Raw genomic sequence first — 16,095 nt, forward strand, 5'->3', positions numbered from 1 at the left:
CGCCCAGGAAGCCGTCGACATACGACTCGTCGTGCTCGACATGGCCGGCACCACCGTCGCCGACGGCGGACTCGTCGAGCGGGCATTCGCCACGGCCGCGGGGGAGTTGGGCGTCGAACCCGGCTCTGCCGACCACGCGGAGAAGCTCGACTACGTCCGGGCCACCATGGGCGAGTCCAAGATCTCCGTCTTCCGGCACCTGTTCGGGGACGAGACGCTCGCCCAGCGGGCCAACTCCGCCTTCGAGAAGGCGTACGGCGAACTCGTCGACGGCGGGCTCATCGCACCGATCGACGGTGCGCGCGAGGCGATCGAGGAGCTGACGGAGTCCGGGCGGACGGTGGTGCTGACCACCGGGTTCGCCCGGGTCACCCAGGACGCCATCCTCGACGCCCTGGGCTGGCGGGAGTTGGTGCCGCTGACGCTGTGTCCCGCCGACGCCGGGGGCCGCGGGCGGCCGTATCCCGACATGGTGCTGGAAGCGTTCCTGCGGACGCGGGCCGCGGAGGGCGTACGGCAGGTCGCGGTCGTGGGCGACACCTCGTACGACATGCTCAGCGGTGTACGCGCCGGGGCCGGGGTCGTCGCCGGCGTGCTCACCGGGGCGCACGGGGAGGTGGCACTGCGGGCGGCCGGAGCCACGTCCGTCCTCGGTTCCGTCGCCGAACTGCCCTCCCTGCTGGGGGAGCGGAGGCATGAGCCGCACTAGGGCGAGGGGGGAACACGTCTCGCCGCCTCAGCCGCCGGGATTCACCGCAGTCTCTTCTTGCGATTCTTGCGATTCTTCCGATGCGGTGAATTCCCGGATGGCACTGCCTCCTGCGGAGGCTCGAATCAGATGCAGTCCACGACCTCAGAAAGCGGAGAGGCGCTGCTGAAGGACGGTCACACAAGGTCGACGAGATCCGCGATCGAGTCCACGACCCTCGACGGCCGAAAGGGGTACCGCTCGATGTCCGCGTCCGCCGTCAAGCCGGTGCGGACGAGGTAGGTCACCATCCCGGCCTCAAGTCCCGCCAGGACGTCGGTGTCCATCCGGTCGCCGATCATCGCGCTGGACTCGGAGTGTGCCCCGATCGCGTTCAGGCCCGCCCGCATCATCAGCGGGTTCGGCTTGCCGACGAAATACGGCTTCTTGCCTGTCGCCGCGGTGATCAGCGCCGCGACCGCGCCCGTGGCGGGCAGCACGCCTTCTGGTGATGGCCCGGTCTCGTCGGGGTTCGTCGCGATGAACCGAGCGCCGTTGTTGATCAGCCGTACGGCCTTCGTCATCGCCTCGAAGGAATATGTCCGTGTTTCGCCAAGAATGACGAAGTCGGGTTCGTGGTCGGTGAGGATGTACCCGATGTCGTGGAGGGCCGTGGTGAGGCCCGCCTCGCCGATGACGTAGGCGGAGCCGCCGGGCCGCTGGTCGTCCAGGAACTTCGCGGTGGCGAGGGCGGAGGTCCAGATGTTCGCCTCCGGTACGACCAGGCCCATGCGGCGCAGTCGGGCGTGCAGGTCTCGCGCCGTGTAGATCGAGTTGTTGGTGAGGACCAGGAAGGGCTTCCCGGACTCCTTCAGGCGCTTCAGGAACGAGTCGGCGCCAGGGATTGGCACGCCCTCGTGGATGAGTACACCGTCCATGTCGGTCAGCCACGATTCGATCGGCGTGCGCTCTGGCATGAGAGGTGCTCCTGCGGGATTCGGGGTGTGCGACGTGTCACAAGCGTAGTCGTGACCTGCCGCATCGCCCTGAGGGAGGGGGCTGCCGTGCGCTGCCCCGAGGGAGGGGCTGTCATGCGCCGTCGAAAGCCGGTGTCCCGACTCCTGGCCCATCCCCGCGATCTCCTGGCCCATCCCCGCGATCCAAACCATTCAGGACCCGTACGCACTAGTCGTACCCCTCTGGAGATGCGCCCCGGCGCCCCGAGGAGGAGTCTCCAGATATCTGGAGGTTCACGATGCGCTCAGTGCGAATCACTCTCTGTGCCGGGGCGGTGGTGGCGGCCGCGTTCACCCCCACCGCCTACGCGGCTGACGCGGGCGTTCGGGTGACGCCCGCCTCCCCGGCCCCTGGCAGCGACATCCAGCTGTGGGCGACGGGCTGCGCGGGGCAGACGGGTACCGCGAAATCGGCCGCCTTCGTCGCGGACACGCGGCTCACCGGCAAGGACGGCGCACTCGCAGGCGAGACCCGCGTGCCGACCTCGCTCGAGCCCGGCACCTATGACATCAAGGTCAGCTGCGACGGCTACGACGACAAGATCAAGGGCTCTGTCACCGTCGCCGCCGGCGGCAGCGCCAGTCCCTCCGCCCATGCCTCGCCGGTCGCCCCCGTGCGCGCGGGCGGCGGAGGTGCCGCGACGCAGCTCGCCATGGTGGACGCCCGGCAGACCGGCCCCGGCACCTGGCACGCGGTGATCGGCCTGGTCCTCGCCAGCGTCGCCGCCGTGGCCGTGGCGGTACGCAGCGCCCGCCGGAGCCGGCACGGCGACGCCCGCGACTGACGTGTCCGGACAGGAACGCTCCTCCGCCGCCGGGCGCCTGATGACAGGTGTCGCCTGGGTGGTACTGCTGCTCGGGCTGTGGCTGTGGGGTCGTGAGGTGACGGACGTACGGCCCGGGATATCGGCGCCGACCACGGGGGACATGGCGGCGGTCGGACGGCCGCCGGAGGTGCGACTGCCGCCTGCGCGAAAGCCGTTGGGGGACGCGAAACCGCAGCGCGTCGACATACCCGCCATGGGGGTGCAGGCGCCCGTCGTGGCCCGCGGGCTCGATCCGCAGGGTGCGATCGATCCGCCGCCCTTCGACCAGCCGGGTGTGGTCGGCTGGTACGGCGCCGGGGTGAAACCGGGGGCGGCCGGGACCGCGTTGCTCGTGGGGCACGTCGACACCGAGACCAGGCCCGCGGTCTTCTACAAGCTCAGCACGGTACGGCCGGGCGAGACCGTCCGGGTGATCCGCGACGACGGGACGGTCGCCGAGTTCACCGTGGACGACGTACAGGTCCTCTCCCGTGACCACTTCGACGCCCAACAGGCCTACGGCACACGGCAGTCGGGGCGGGCCGAGCTACGGCTCATCACCTGCGGCGGCACCTTCGACGCGACGAGCCGCACCTATACGGCGAACGTGATCGTGTCGGCGTACCTCACGGGAAGCGGACTCTGACCGCGCGGGAGACCGGCCGGCGGACTCAGATCGCGCAGGAGGCAGGCCGGCGGACTCTGATGGCGCAGGATGTCGGCTCCCAGTCCGTCGGGTCACCCAGCCCGCCGGGTCACCTGGCCCGGTCGACGACCCGCTCCCCCCGGGGCCGCCGACCGGGCTGGTCCTCGACCGCGCGCGCCCGGGCTGCGGGAGAAACCCGGCGTCCGTCGCGGGAGGTAGGGGGACCAATCCGCAGATATCGCGGTCCGGCCAACTGGCCGGGGACTGGGGCCGTTTGAGCCAACTGTAGAACGGATCAGGGCTCCGGCCTAGGGTCTTTTTGACGTCAAGTCGACAGTGCTCGCCTCGTGCGGTTCGTGCAGGTGGAGCGTGCTTTGCGGACCGTTCCCGGGGCCCTACGACGGTTGCCCGCCCGGCCCTCCGCCCATTTCCTCGCGGTCCACCGAGCGGTCGATCACCCTCGTGGCCACCTCGTCGAGCGGCAGCCGCTGCCGGCGCGCGTACTGCCGCAGCGTGCGGAACGCCTGATCGACCCCGATGTTCCAGCGCTCGGCGAGCATGCCCTTCGCTTGCTCGATGCGTACGCGGCTGGACAGGGCGCCCTCCAACTGCTCGGCCAGGGTGCGGTACTGCGCGTACAGCCGGTGGTTGTGCAGCCCGACGGCCGCGGCGTCGGCGAGGACCTGGGCCAGGTGCACACTCCAGTGGTCCTCGGGCGGTGAGGCGTGCTCGGGCAGGGTGGGCACGAAGACGTTGAGTGCGCCGAGCCGCGTCTCGCGGCGGCGCAGCGGGACCGCGAAGGTCGCGGCGATGTCGTGGCGCAGCGCCCGTTCCGTGAAGTCGGGCCAGCGGGCGGCGGCATGGGCGACGCTGATCGAGACGGGTGCGACCGGCCGACCCGTGCCGTAGCTGTCCAGGCAGGGCCCGCCGAGGTGCTGGACGGCCAGCAGATCGAGCGCGATCTCCTGCCGGCGACTGCTCCCGGCGAGCGACACCGCCTCGCCGCCGTCGATCAGCATGACGCCGGCGGCCCGCGCGCCCAGCATCTCCACGCAGTGGTCGGACAGGCGCTGCAGATAGCGCTCGGCGTCGAAACTGTCGGACAGCGTGTCCGATGCATCGAGGAGGGCCGTTGCCAGCAGCGTTTCCCGGGTACTGAGGTGCATGTGACCTACCCCGATTCCGTCGTTCCCCGCCTCCCGGCTCAGCCCGCGCCTACCCGGAGGCCCGGGGCTGTAACAGCTCTCCACCAAGGCTCGGACGATCTCGTGGGCGAGGCGAGAACTATGTCAGGATTGACCTTTCGGACAGTGCACCCAAGGGGGAGTTGGATGTACGGCAGCATGCACGCCGGTGCACGGGCGTCCGTGGCGATGGCGGGGGCGGCACTGCTGCTCGCGGGGTGTTTCTCGTCGGGGGGCGACGGCGACGAGAACAACGACTCCGGTGCCAAGGTCACACAACAGCCCAAGAACGCGGACCCGTTCTGGGTCAACCCGGACGGCAACGCGGCAGCGCAGGTCGCCGCGTACGTGAAGGCAGGCAAGGACGACGACGCCGAGCAGATCCGCAAGATCGCCCAGCAGCCGACGGGTGAGTGGATCGGCCCGGAGAACCCGGAACAGGAGGCGCGCGGCTTCACCGAGGCCGCCGAGAAGGCCGACCGGGACGCGATCCTGGTCCTCTACAACATCCCGCACCGCGACTGCGGCCAGTTCTCGCAGGGCGGCGCCGCCGACGGCAACGCCTACCGGACCTGGATCGACGGGGTCGCCAAGGGCATCGCGGACCGGCCCGCCACGGTGATCCTGGAGCCGGACGCCGTCCTGCACCTGGTCAACCAGTGCACCCCGGAGGAGTTCCACGAGGAGCGCTACGACCTCCTCAAGGGCGCCATCACCGCACTCAAGGCCCTGAAGAACACGAAGGTGTACGTCGACGCGGGCAACGCCGGCTGGGGCCACCCCGACCAGATCTTCGAGCCCCTCAAGTGGGCGGGCATCGAGGCGGCGGACGGCTTCTCGGTCAACGTCTCCAACTTCTACTCGACCAAGGACTCCATCGCGTACGGCAAACAGCTCTCCGCGAAGGTCGGCGGCAAGCCCTTCGTCATCGACACCAGCCGCAACGGCAACGGCCCGTACACGGAAGGCGAGGCCGACGAGAACTGGTGCAACCCGCCGGGCCGCGCGCTGGGCGAGACACCGACGACCAAGACCGCGGATCCCCTCGTCGCCGCGTATCTGTGGGTCAAGCGGCCGGGTGAGTCGGACGGCGAGTGCAAGGGCGGCCCCAAGGCCGGTGAGTGGTGGGCGGATTACGCGCTCAAGCTCGCGAAGGCTTCGAGCTAGTCCGTACGTGACTGAAGGCTGGTCGATACGAAACTGGGGGCGCCCTTCTTTCCGAAGGGCGCCCCCAGTCACGTAACTCTCAATGAATCAGGGCACCTTCACCCACTGCGCCTTGCTCGGCGTCCCCTCGTCGTCCGTGACGAAGAGCATGTACCAGCCGGATTCGACCAGGTTCCGGTTCTCGGGAACCGTCACCGTGATCCCGTCCGCCGTCTTCTTCAGGTCCAGCGCGATGGACCGCTGGTCGGTGTCGGTGACATGGGTGGACGCGCTCGGCCGGATCAGCCGGGCCGTCTTGATGGACGAGGCGTGCTGTGTCTTGAAGGTTCCCGAGTCGCCGCGGGCGATCGTCTCCGGGCCGCCGGAGAGGGTGGGCTGCGAGCCGTGGAACAGGTACGGCGGCGTGTAGATCTCGATGCGCTGCTCGAACACGCCGGGCTTGGTGTCGGCCGCGTCGGCGTAGAGCGAGTCGGAGCCGAAGAACATCACACGGCCGTCGGGCAGCAGCAGCGAGCCCGAGTGGTAGTTACGGCCCACCAGCGGGTCGGCGACCTGGTCCAGCTCGCCGGACTTCGCGTCGTAGATCCGCGCCTGGAGGATGTTGGAGTCGCCGCGCCCGCGGTAGTCCTCCGAGCCGCCCGAGATCAGCACGGTGTCGTCGGGGAGGATCGAGGACTGCGGGTAGCGGGTGCCCTTCTCCAGCGACGGCCCGTCCACGAACGCCGGGTCGTCCGCCAGCAGGTCGATGATCCGGGTCTTCTCGCTGGACTTGTCGGACTCGCCGACCCCGCCGCCGCCGATGACCATGTACTTCTCGTCCTGCGCGGGTGGCAGCAGCACCGTCCCTGAGGTCTCCAGGAGGTTCGGGTCGCTCATGCCGGGCAGTTTGGTGAACTTGTTGGTGTCCAGGTCCCAGATGCCGGGGTCGCGGCCGACGTCGTCGGGGCCGTAGCCCGCGTTCGAGCCGGAGTAGAAGAGCTCGCCGGACTGCATCAGGGAGATCGCCGGGTAGGTCGGGAACTGCCGGACGCCCTCGGTGTACGTCCACTTCTTGGTCTTCGGGTCGTAGACCTCGTTCTTGCCGGGGACCAGCTGGCCGATCTCGTCCAGACCGGAGAGGCTGAGGACCTTGCCGTCCGAGAGGGTGGTCAGCGTCGGGTACCAGCGGGCCTCGTTCATCGGGTCGACCTTGATGTACCGCTCGGCGACCGGATCGAACTCGTAGGCGTCCCTGATCCCCTGGAAGTCCTTCTTGTCCAGGGCGAGCTTCTCCGCGATGCCGTACGTGTTGCGGGCGTCGGTGCCGGTGAGGCCCTGGACACGGTAGTTGTCCTGGGTGCCCGTCTCGTACTTGGTGCCGCTCTGCTGCGCCTCGACGTAGATGCGGCCGAGGCCGGGGTCGTTGCGCAGGAACGCGCCGGTGTCCGGGTCGAAGACCTTCTTGGCGCGCGGGACGAGCACCGGGTCCTTCGACACGAAGGTCTTGCCGTTCTCCTTGCCCGTGAACTTGGTGCCCGCGGGCAGGGTGATCGGCTCGTCCGGGTTCTCGTTGTGCACCACCATCAGGCCGCCGGCCTTGGTGACGTCACCCTTCATCTTCTCGTAGCGCTTGGTGCCGCCCGCGATCAGCAGATTGCCGTTGGCGAGCTGGGTGTGGCCCGTGCAGAAGAGGTCGGCCGGCGTCGGGACCTTCTTGATGGTGCCCTTGACCGGGTCCCAGATCCGGGTGTCGAACTTCTTCGCGTCGAAGTTGTCCTGGTCGTTGCCGGAGCCGGCGATCAGCAGGATCTTGCCGGTGTGCAGCAGGGCCGCGTGGATGGTGTTCTGGCGGAACTCCTCGGGGAAGTCGATGACGTCCCAGTGGCCGTTCTCGGCCTTGTACTCCGGCTTGTTGATCTTGTACTGGTGGTACTGCTCCGTCCCGAAGCGATAGAGCCACGGGCCGTTCATCCCGGCCAGCGCGAGGACCACCGCCGCGCCTATCGCAAGACGACGGGCACGGCGGCGGCTGGCACCGTCTTTCATTTCTTATGTCCCCCAAGGGAAATCTGCATGGTCTGGTCGTTCCCGCTGTTCGCGGCGGCCCAGTGAGGCTTGTGCTGCGGTGCGTGCGGGGCGTGCTGTTCCTGCTGGGGCACCGAGGCCTGCGGTGGCAGCGGGGCCGGCTCGGCCTCGGCCGGCTTGGGCTTCTTCCGGTCCTGCCGCATCGTCCAGCGCCAGGCGAAGATCGGCGAGGCGGTTATCAGCAGCGCGAAGGTGGCCCAGATGATCATCGCGGGGTGGGAGTGCCCGAGCAGGAAACCGGCGGTGATCGAGCCGACGAAGACCAGAATGAAGAACAGGTGGATCCGGAAGGTCCCGAACAGCGTGTCGGGGCTCGCCGAATCGCCCTTGGGGGTCACCACGAACTTGCTCTTGCGGCGCAGCACGGCGTCCATGAGCGAGCGGGCGTAGATCGGTGCGGAAAGCGCCGACATCATCATGCCCGCCACGCCGCCGCTGCCCTCGGGCTCGTGCGGCGAGACGTTGTGGCGGCGGTTCCAGATGTAGAGCCCGATCTGCAGCGCGGACGCGTTGCCGTACAGCATCAGCCAGACCGTCGGGTCGATGTCCACACCCGAGGCGCCCAGGCCCAGGAACAGGGCGCAACTCAGCGCCGCGAGGATCCAGTTGAGGGCGGACATCGGGTAGAAGATGATCATCATCGTGTAGTTGAAGAACTTGCTCGGCGGCAGCGAGTAGAGACCCTTCCAGTACTGCTTGAGGATTGTCTCGTACGTGCCCCGCGACCAGCGCAGCTGCTGGGTGAAGAAGTCCGTCCAGGCGTTGGGGCCCTCGCCGACCGCGAGCACGTCCGGCGTGTAGACCGAGCGCCACTTCCTGCCGGTGGCCGGGTTCTTGGCGCGGTGGATCTCGAAGCCGGTCGCCATGTCCTCGGTGATCGAGTCGTACAGACCGCCGATCTGCTTCAGCGTCTTGATGCGTACGGCGTTGGAGGTGCCCACGAACATCGGGGAGCCGTAGGCGTTTCCGGCGCGCTGGATCAGGGCGTGGAAGAGGAACTGCTGGGACTCGGCGGCCTTGGTGATGATGTTGTCGTAGTTGCCGTACACCTGCGGGCCGATGACGAAGCCGACGTCGGGGTCGCGGAAGAAGCCGAGCATCCGCTCCAGGTAGTTGGGCAGCGGCACGTGGTCGGTGTCGACCGAGGCGAAGTAGTCGTAGTCGCCGCCGTGCGCGTCCAGCCAGGCGTTGTAGTTGCCGTGCTTGGTCTTGGCGCGATGCGGGCCCTTGGGCATGTTCCACTTCGCGACACCCTTGCGGGAGAAGTGGTGCACGCCCAGGCGTGCGCAGACCTCCTTCACCTCCGGGTCGTCGCCCTCGTCGAGGAGCCAGATGTGCAGAAGACCCCGGTGGCGGATTTTGACGGCCGCCTCCAGGGTCTTCGTCACCATGGCGAGGGGCTCCTTGCCGGGTACGAAGGAGGTGAGGAAGGCGACTCTGGTGCCGGTCTCGGGCACCACCGGGATCGGGTCGCGGGCGACCAGGGTGGCGTGCGCGTTCGACAGCACGTTCAGGCAGCGGAAGAGCTCGATGAGGCCGATCGAGACCAGCATCACGATGTCCAGCGCGGGCAGGAAGTCGTAGGCGGGATAGTCGCGTTCGGTCCAGTGCGCGGGCTGGAGCAGCCAGACGAGCAGGACCAGCGAGAGCAGCGGCGCGGCACCCAGCATGAGCGCCGCGCGTATGCGGTGCGGCTCCTGCGACAGGAGCGTGCGGTACTGCACCTTGTACGGTTTGGTCGGATCAGGCTGTGTGAGGGGCCCCGCGAGTCGGCTGTAGTGCTCGTAGTCGTATCTCGGAAGCGTCTTCTTGATTCTTCGGAAGCCACCCGTCCGGTGCGATGGCACCCGGAGTTGTGTCGTCTCTGACGGGTCGAAATCCTGTCGGGCGCCCGTCGGCGTCGACGTCATGAGTCATCCCCCCGCACGCGGATGTCCGCGTGTTCGTCGGTTCAGTCGTCCGGTCGGGTCCCCCTCGACCGTCCCGGACGCATCACTGGCAGGCCGGCGTCACCACATCATCTCCACCACAGAGACATGGAACGATGTCCTTCCGGTTGCATGATGCCCCCCTCGGCACCTGTTCGTGAACGGGGCCCCCATCCATCCCCATCGCACGTGCAACCGGCCTTGCCCCCAACTGTCAGGTATCGACAGTCCCTTGAAGCCCAGGGTTCTACGCCTTACATCATGATCGCAAGATGCGAAACGCGGTGTTAACCGGTCATACGCGCTAATTGAGACGTGTGTACGACGAAGGGGGTGTAGTGGCATATGACGGAAGACCCCTCGCCGCTGCGAGGGGTCTTCCGGTCGGTGCGCCGCCAGGGACTCGAACCCCGGACCCGCTGATTAAGAGTCAGCTGCTCTAACCAACTGAGCTAGCGGCGCGTGCTGACCCGGGAACTGTACCTGACCAGGCAGGGTGCCCCGGCCCCGTGCCCTGGTGCGGGCGGCCCCGGTGTACGCCCTTGTACATCATTCGGACCGTCAACATGCGACACCGGATGACAGTTGAGAAACTGGCGCCTGTGCACAAGCGCGGAGATTTCGACCTGGAGTGTGAGGGGATTCGCATGAAGGCTCCGGTATTCGAGGAATTCGATGCCGCGAGTGACTGCGACTGCCCCGGATGCGCGCACTGGCGACGCATCGTGCCCTATTCCTCCTCCCCTTCCTCTTCCCCTCCTTCCTCCTTTTCCTGTGTATCCGGTGCCGTGGGCCGTCCGGCGGTCCGCAGGGCTCTCGTCCTGGCCGCGGCGGCGGGCACGGTCCTCGGTGCGGGCCCGTCGATGACGGCGGTCGCGGCCGCCCACGCACCCGCCCGGCCGGGCATCCCCACAGGTGACGAGCCCGACACCCCGCAAGGGAGCAAGGCCCCGCTGCACGGCCCGGCGGGCAGACCGGCCACCGCCACAAAGCCCGGCACGGTGTCCAAGGCACCCGCGACCACCAGGGCCGAGATCATCAACCGGGCCAAGACATGGATCGACGCGGAAGTGCCGTACAGCATGAACGAGTACTGGTCGGACGGCTACCGGCAGGACTGCTCCGGCTTTGTCTCGATGGCCTGGAACCTGCCGGGCAACGAATGGACCGGCAGTCTCGACACCGTCAGCGACCGTATTACCCGCGACCAGCTTCAGCCCGGCGACATTCTTCTCTTCCACAATCCGGCGAACCCGGAGAAGGGTTCGCACGTCGTCATTTTCGGCGGCTGGACGGACTACACGCACACCTATTACGTCGCTTACGAGGCGACACCCCCGCACGCCCGGAAGCAGGCCACTCCGTACCCGTACTGGAAGAACGCGGACCGCTATCTGGCCTACCGCTACAAGGGCCTGGCGGAGAGCGCGAGCGGGGCGAGGCCGTCGGAGTCGAAGGAGACCGGCCGCTTCCCGGGGGCCGCGTACTTCGGGCCCGGTGCGAACAACAAGTACGTCACCCAGCTGGGCCGGCTCCTCGTGGAGCGCGGCGCGGGCCGCTTCTACACCTCGGGTCCCGGCCCCCGCTGGTCGGCCGCGGACGGGCGGGCCACCCAGGCGTTCCAGCGGGCGCAGGGCTGGACGGGGGCGGACGCGGACGGGCTGCCGGGGCCGCTGACGTGGTCGTACCTGGTGGGGAAGAAAGGCAAGGACATTCCTCCGGCGAGCGGCCCCGGGCCGAAGGAACCGAACGGACCGGCGGCGAACGGGTCGGGGACGACTGGCTCCGGGGCGGATGGTTCCGGCGTGAACGGGTCCGGCGTGAGCGGGGCGCACGGCCCGGGTGCGTCCTCGCACGGGGTGCCCGGCTATCCGGGGCGCGGGATGTTCCGCCCGGGCGCGACCAACGCGTACGTCACCCAGCTCGGCAAGCAGTTGGTCAAGAAGGGGTTCGGCAAGTACTACACCTCGGGCCCGGGGCCGCACTGGGGCGAGGCGGACCGGCGCAACGTCGAGGCGTTCCAGCGGGCGCAGGGCTGGCGCGGTGGTGCGGCGGACGGCTATCCGGGGCCGGAGACCTGGCGGCGGCTGTTCTCCTGACCGCTTCCCGTTCCCGACTTCTCACGAATCTTCCAGGCGCGGAGGCATGGAGGCAGATATGAGTACGACGACTTCACACACCCCGGAGTCCGGACACACCCCGGAGTCCGAAGGGCCGTCCTTCCGGGCGCCCGGTCCGGAATCGGCGCCGGAGGGCGGCGGCGTGCGCGAGGGCGGCACGCGGTCCACCCGGCTCATCCACAACGAGGTGACCACCGAGATCCCCGTCCACCTGCTGTTCAGGGACGATCCCGAGCCGGTGTCCGTCCCGCTCGCGCCCGCCGTCGTGGGGCGGCGGCGCGGTACGGGGGAGCAGCCGCGCATCCGGCGTCCGGCAGCCGGAGCGGCTCCGCGCCCGGTGCCGGAGATCGACCCCGAACTGGTGGAGCGCCCCGCACGGGTGCTGCCCGGAGCGGCGGGAGTGCTGGCCGGTGCCTGTGGGGTGGCCGGATGTGTCCTCACCTCGTGGTGGGCGGGCACCTTGCCGCCCTCGGTGGCCCAGGCGCTGGAGCTGCCATGGCGCGGCGGCGCCGGGCTCGGACCGGCGCAGTGGGCGGCGTACGCCGGGGCGGGCGCGCTCGGTCTGTTCGGCTTCGGCGGTCTGGCCCGGGGGCGGACCGGGCGGGCCTGGGTGCTCGGACTGTTCGGGCGCTACCGCGGCACGGTCCGGCGTACCGGGCTCATGTGGGTCAACCCGCTGGTGCTGCGCCGCCGGGTCGACGTACGGCTGCGGCACTGGCGCAGTGAGCCGATGTCCGTGGTCGACGCGAACGGGGTCGCGCTGCGGGTGGTCGTGCTCGTCGTCTGGCGGGTCAGGGACACCGCGCGCGCCACGCTCGGGGTGGAGGACCACGAGACGTATCTGCGGGAGTGCGTGGAGGCGGCGCTCTCGCGGGTGCTTTCGCGGCTCCCGGCCGAACTGCCGCCCGCTGTCGTCAAGGACGCGACCCTGCGCAACACCGAGGCGGTCGGCGAGGCGCTGACCCGGTTGGTGGCCGCGGACACGGCGCCGGTCGGCCTTGAGGTCTTCTCCGCGCAGCCGACGAAGATCGACTACGCGCCCGAGGTCGCCGCCGTGATGCAGCGCCGCCGGATCGCCGCGCTGGACGCCCAGCACCGCGACACCGTGCTCACCTCCGTCGTCGACTCGGTCGAGGACACGGTGACCCGGCTGACCGTGCGGGGGCTCGTCGAACTCGACGACTACGAACGCAAGGCGCTGGTCAAGGACTTGACGGTGGCGTTCTACACGGGCCGCAGGGACTCGTCTTCCTGAGCGGTCGGGGTACGTCTTGATGAGTGACGGGTAAACGACTTGATGATTGGTATGGACATGTTCAACAACTGGCAATAATCTAAGACTTGGTCTAGACCTGCAACACAGCGCGCACAGCTCATGTGAACCTCCCCCACGTCCTCAGGAGCAGCAGGATGCGCATACGTGCGACGAGAAAAGCGAAGTGGTACGCGGGCATGGTCGGCCTCGCCACGACGGGAGCGCTCGTGCTCTCCAGCGGCGGTGCCAGTGGCCACGGCTACACGGACCTTCCCCTCAGCCGTCAGAAGCTGTGTCAGAACGGCACCGTGGCCAACTGCGGCAACATCCAGTGGGAACCGCAGAGCGTGGAGGGTCCCAAGGGCTTCCCCGCGGCGGGTCCGGCCGACGGCCAGATCTGCTCGGCCAACCACACCGAATTCGGCTCGCTCAACAGCCCGACGACGCCTTCGGGCGGCGCCTGGCCGACGACCAAGGTCACTGCCGGGGGCAGCTACACGTTCCGCTGGCAGTTCACGGCCTCGCACGCCACGACCGACTTCAAGTACTACCTCACCAAGCAGGGCTGGAACGCGGGCCATGCGCTGACCCGCGCGGACCTGAACACCACGCCGTTCCTCACCGTCCCCTACAACAACGCGCGCCCGCCGTCCACGATCTCGCACAGCGGCACGATTCCCACGGGCCGTACCGGGCGCCAGGTCATCGTCGCGGTGTGGACGATCGCCGACACGGCGAACGCGTTCTACTCCTGCGCTGACGTCACGTTCTAAAGCCTTCTGGACGTCACGTTCCAAGGCTTTCCGGTCGTCACGTTCGAGGGTGTCCTGAAGGGACCTTGTTTTCTGAGGCTCCCTTGAGCTGCACCCCCTTCCCCAGCGGGTAAGTTCCCCGCACGCCGACATGACCGTGCCGGCGTGCGCGGAACCGCACCGAACACCGGGGGCTCGTGATGGACGTGTTCTTCTATGCCGTGCCAGGGCTGATCATCACCGTGGTGGTATTCGCGGCGGTCGGGATCATCCGCCGCTCGCTGGAGCTGCGGCACGCCTGGAACAGCGGGCTGACCGCCGAAGCGCGCTGCCTGCGCACCTACACCAAGACCAGCGGCGGCGCCGGCGACAGCTCCGCGTCCACGACGCTGCACCATGTCTACGAGTTCCGGACGCGCGAGGGCCGGGAGGTCCGCTTCGACGAGAGCGGCGGTCCCTCCACGGTCGTCGAGGGCGACATCGTCACGGTCCACTACGCGGCCGAGCGCCCCGAGAAGGCCACCGCCCACGCGCCGAGCCCGGTCAAGGCCGCCGCGGGCACGATCGGCATGCTGGTGTTCTTCGGCGTGATCGTCGTCTTCTGTATCGGCTTCATGGTCACCTTCCACACGGCCTTCGCGTCCGACGACCCCTTCGCGGGCATGCCGTAGCCCCTCCCGGAGACTCCGTACCCGCGAGTCTCCCCATCTGACGGTACGTCAATTATGGTGCGCCTTCATGGGATCCCTGAGGCGTACCGTCGCGGAGCTCGTACAGGAACGGTGGAACGACCACCGGCCGGGGCTGTGGTTCGAGGGGCAGGTCCTGACTCACCACCGGGTGGCGGCGGGCGCGGCGGCCCGGGCGGCGCTGCTCGCCGACCTGCTGCCGCCGAAGGCCGACCCGCCGCACCTCGGTGTGCTGCTCGACAACACCCCCGAGTACCCGATGTGGTTGGGCGCGGCCGCTCTCGACGGCGCCGCCGTCGCAGGCATCAACCCGACCCGGCGCGGCCCCGAACTGGCCCGCGACATCCTGCACACCGAGTGCCGCGTCCTGATCACCGAACAGGCCCACCTGCCCCTGCTCGACGGTCTCCAACTCCCGGGCGTACGTCTCCTGGTGACCGACACGGAGGCGTACGCCGACCTGCTCACGCCGTACGAGGGCGCCAGGCCCGACGCGTCCGCGGCCTCCCCGGACGACCGTCTGCTCCTCTACTTCACCTCCGGCTCGACCGGCGCCCCCAAGGCCGCGATCTGCACCCAGGGCCGGCTGGCCGCCGCGGGGCAGTCGCTCGTGGACCACTTCGGGGTGCGCCGGGAGGACACCCACTACATCTGCATGCCGATGTTCCACGGCAACGCGGTGATCGCCGACTGGGCGCCCGCGCTGGCCGCAGGTGCGGGGGTGGCGCTGCGGCGGCGCTTCTCGGCCTCCGGGTTCCTCGCGGACGTACGGGCGTGCCGGGCGACGTACTTCACCTATGTGGGGCGGGCCGTCCAGTACATCCTGGCGACCCCGGCCCGCCCCGACGACCGCGACAACCCGCTGCGCATGGGCTTCGGGACCGAGGCCGGCGCTGTCGACGCGGCCGCCTTCGAGCGGCGTTTCGGGGCGCGCCTCGTGGAGGGGTACGGCTCCTCGGAGGGCGGCGCGGCCATCCAGCGGACGTCCGGGACCCCGGCCGGGGCGATCGGACGGGCGGCGCCAGGCGACGACCTGGCCGTGGTCGACCCGGCGACGCGACGAGAGTGCCCGGCCGCCGCCTTCACCGGGGACGGGAGACTCCTCAACGGGGCAGATGCGATAGGGGAGTTGGTGAACCGGGGCCCCAACCCCTTCGAGGGGTACTGGCGCAACCCGGACGCGGACGCCGCCCGGCAGCGCGACGGCTGGTACTGGACCGGCGACCTCTTCTACCGGGACACCGAGGGATTCCTGTACTTCGCGGGGCGCACCGACGACCGGTTGCGCGTCGACAGCGAGAACCTCGCCGCCGCCGTCATCGAGAACATCCTCGCCCGGTACGAGGACGCTGCCGCCGTGGCCGTGTACGCCGTGCCGGACGCGGTCGCGGGGGACCAGGTCATGGCGGCCATGGCCCTGCGGTCCGCCATCTCCTTCGATCCGCTCGACTTCGGTGAATTCCTGCTGTCCCAGCCTGACTTGGGAACCAAGATGGCCCCTCGCTTCGTACGGATCGTGCGGCGGATGCCCGTCACGGCGACGAACAAGGTCCACCGGGTCGGGCTGCGGCGCGAGGGCTTCAGGTGTCCGGACCCGGTCTGGTGGCGGCCGCCAGGGGAGTGCGCGTACCGGAGGCTGGCCGAGGAGGAGATCGAGGAGCTGCTCGCCGAGTACCGGGCGCGCGGGCGCGAGGAGTTGCTGACGAGGTAGGGCGGCTTCACTCCTGATGCGCGAGGAGTCGCTGACGACGTAGGCCCGGTCTTACTCCTGATACGCGAG

General features: G+C 69.1%; 13 protein-coding genes and 1 tRNA gene. 9 read left to right on the forward strand and 5 right to left on the reverse strand.

The features are described 5' to 3' along the window. Positions 1–19 precede the first annotated feature (19 nt). The gene (locus AB0N66_RS08930; protein WP_365430917.1) at positions 20–709 is read left to right on the forward strand and encodes an HAD family hydrolase; all 690 of its coding nucleotides are present in this window, start codon (positions 20–22) and stop codon (positions 707–709) included. Between the two features lie 176 nt (positions 710–885). Here AB0N66_RS08930 and AB0N66_RS08935 read toward each other — a convergent pair whose 3' ends face one another. Next, positions 886–1,665, reverse strand: coding sequence for an HAD-IIA family hydrolase (locus AB0N66_RS08935; protein WP_365430518.1), 780 nt, complete (start codon positions 1,663–1,665; stop codon positions 886–888). Positions 1,666–1,943: 278 nt separating this feature from the next. Between AB0N66_RS08935 and AB0N66_RS08940 the strand changes: the two genes are divergently transcribed. Together AB0N66_RS08940 and AB0N66_RS08945 are read left to right on the forward strand one after the other, a co-directional pair. After that, entirely contained in the window at positions 1,944–2,489 is a 546-nt protein-coding gene (locus AB0N66_RS08940; protein ID WP_365430520.1) for a hypothetical protein, read from the forward strand. Between the two features lie 40 nt (positions 2,490–2,529). Continuing rightward, complete coding sequence (locus AB0N66_RS08945) at positions 2,530–3,156, forward strand: class F sortase (protein ID WP_365430919.1); 627 nt, start codon at positions 2,530–2,532, stop codon at positions 3,154–3,156. Between the two features lie 395 nt (positions 3,157–3,551). Here the strand turns inward: AB0N66_RS08945 and AB0N66_RS08950 are convergent, their stop codons facing one another. Then, complete coding sequence (locus tag AB0N66_RS08950; RefSeq protein WP_365430522.1) at positions 3,552–4,322, reverse strand: ANTAR domain-containing protein; 771 nt, start codon at positions 4,320–4,322, stop codon at positions 3,552–3,554. 165 nt (positions 4,323–4,487) lie between these two features. Here AB0N66_RS08950 and AB0N66_RS08955 point away from each other — a divergent pair, with 165 nt between their 5' ends. Then, positions 4,488–5,507 carry a glycoside hydrolase family 6 protein gene (locus AB0N66_RS08955; protein WP_365430524.1) on the forward strand — a complete coding sequence of 340 codons (1,020 nt, stop codon included), beginning with the start codon at positions 4,488–4,490 and terminating at the stop codon, positions 5,505–5,507. Positions 5,508–5,594: 87 nt separating this feature from the next. Here AB0N66_RS08955 and AB0N66_RS08960 read toward each other — a convergent pair whose 3' ends face one another. The 3 genes from AB0N66_RS08960 to AB0N66_RS08970 all read right to left on the reverse strand — a co-directional run bounded on the left by AB0N66_RS08960 (position 5,595) and on the right by AB0N66_RS08970 (position 9,961). Beyond that, entirely contained in the window at positions 5,595–7,532 is a 1,938-nt protein-coding gene (locus tag AB0N66_RS08960) for a kelch motif-containing protein (protein WP_365430526.1), read from the reverse strand. Continuing rightward, entirely contained in the window at positions 7,529–9,481 is a 1,953-nt protein-coding gene (locus AB0N66_RS08965; protein WP_365430528.1) for a glycosyltransferase family 2 protein, read from the reverse strand. Before AB0N66_RS08965 ends, AB0N66_RS08960 begins: the two co-directional genes overlap by 4 nt. 406 nt (positions 9,482–9,887) lie before the next feature. Then, a tRNA-Lys gene (locus tag AB0N66_RS08970) sits at positions 9,888–9,961 on the reverse strand. 185 nt (positions 9,962–10,146) lie between these two features. Between AB0N66_RS08970 and AB0N66_RS08975 the strand changes: the two genes are divergently transcribed. The 5 genes from AB0N66_RS08975 (at position 10,147) to AB0N66_RS08995 (ending at position 16,026) form a co-directional block, all read left to right on the forward strand. Continuing rightward, positions 10,147–11,598, forward strand: a complete 1,452-nt coding sequence (locus tag AB0N66_RS08975; protein WP_365430530.1) for a peptidoglycan-binding protein — start codon at positions 10,147–10,149, stop codon at positions 11,596–11,598. A gap of 58 nt (positions 11,599–11,656) precedes the next feature. Further along, a complete protein-coding gene (locus AB0N66_RS08980) occupies positions 11,657–12,874 on the forward strand; it encodes an SPFH domain-containing protein (protein WP_365430532.1) in 1,218 nt (405 codons plus the stop codon). A 155-nt stretch (positions 12,875–13,029) separates the two neighbouring features. Further along, positions 13,030–13,647 carry a lytic polysaccharide monooxygenase gene (locus AB0N66_RS08985; RefSeq protein ID WP_365430534.1) on the forward strand — a complete coding sequence of 206 codons (618 nt, stop codon included), beginning with the start codon at positions 13,030–13,032 and terminating at the stop codon, positions 13,645–13,647. Between the two features lie 179 nt (positions 13,648–13,826). Beyond that, positions 13,827–14,297 (forward strand): DUF3592 domain-containing protein, encoded by a 471-nt coding sequence (locus AB0N66_RS08990; protein ID WP_365430536.1) that lies wholly within the window; start codon positions 13,827–13,829, stop codon positions 14,295–14,297. Between the two features lie 67 nt (positions 14,298–14,364). Next, complete coding sequence (locus AB0N66_RS08995) at positions 14,365–16,026, forward strand: AMP-binding protein (protein WP_365430538.1); 1,662 nt, start codon at positions 14,365–14,367, stop codon at positions 16,024–16,026. Positions 16,027–16,095: the final 69 nt, after the last annotated feature.

It is taken from the genome of Streptomyces sp. NPDC093544 (assembly GCF_040683495.1).
Classification (GTDB): Bacteria; Actinomycetota; Actinomycetes; order Streptomycetales; family Streptomycetaceae; genus Streptomyces.

Excerpts from the sequence above, each read along its gene's own strand:
- AB0N66_RS08935 (WP_365430518.1), bottom strand. The coding sequence starts at position 1,665 with ATGCCAGAGCGCACGCCGATCGAATCGTGGCTGACCGACATGGACGGT.
- AB0N66_RS08940 (WP_365430520.1), top strand. The coding sequence starts at position 1,944 with ATGCGCTCAGTGCGAATCACTCTCTGTGCCGGGGCGGTGGTGGCGGCC.
- AB0N66_RS08945 (WP_365430919.1), top strand. The coding sequence starts at position 2,530 with ATGACAGGTGTCGCCTGGGTGGTACTGCTGCTCGGGCTGTGGCTGTGG.
- AB0N66_RS08950 (WP_365430522.1), bottom strand. The coding sequence starts at position 4,322 with ATGCACCTCAGTACCCGGGAAACGCTGCTGGCAACGGCCCTCCTCGAT.
- AB0N66_RS08955 (WP_365430524.1), top strand. The coding sequence starts at position 4,488 with ATGTACGGCAGCATGCACGCCGGTGCACGGGCGTCCGTGGCGATGGCG.
- AB0N66_RS08960 (WP_365430526.1), bottom strand. The coding sequence starts at position 7,532 with ATGAAAGACGGTGCCAGCCGCCGCCGTGCCCGTCGTCTTGCGATAGGC.
- AB0N66_RS08965 (WP_365430528.1), bottom strand. The coding sequence starts at position 9,481 with ATGACGTCGACGCCGACGGGCGCCCGACAGGATTTCGACCCGTCAGAG.
- AB0N66_RS08975 (WP_365430530.1), top strand. The coding sequence starts at position 10,147 with ATGAAGGCTCCGGTATTCGAGGAATTCGATGCCGCGAGTGACTGCGAC.
- AB0N66_RS08980 (WP_365430532.1), top strand. The coding sequence starts at position 11,657 with ATGAGTACGACGACTTCACACACCCCGGAGTCCGGACACACCCCGGAG.
- AB0N66_RS08985 (WP_365430534.1), top strand. The coding sequence starts at position 13,030 with ATGCGCATACGTGCGACGAGAAAAGCGAAGTGGTACGCGGGCATGGTC.
- AB0N66_RS08990 (WP_365430536.1), top strand. The coding sequence starts at position 13,827 with ATGGACGTGTTCTTCTATGCCGTGCCAGGGCTGATCATCACCGTGGTG.
- AB0N66_RS08995 (WP_365430538.1), top strand. The coding sequence starts at position 14,365 with ATGGGATCCCTGAGGCGTACCGTCGCGGAGCTCGTACAGGAACGGTGG.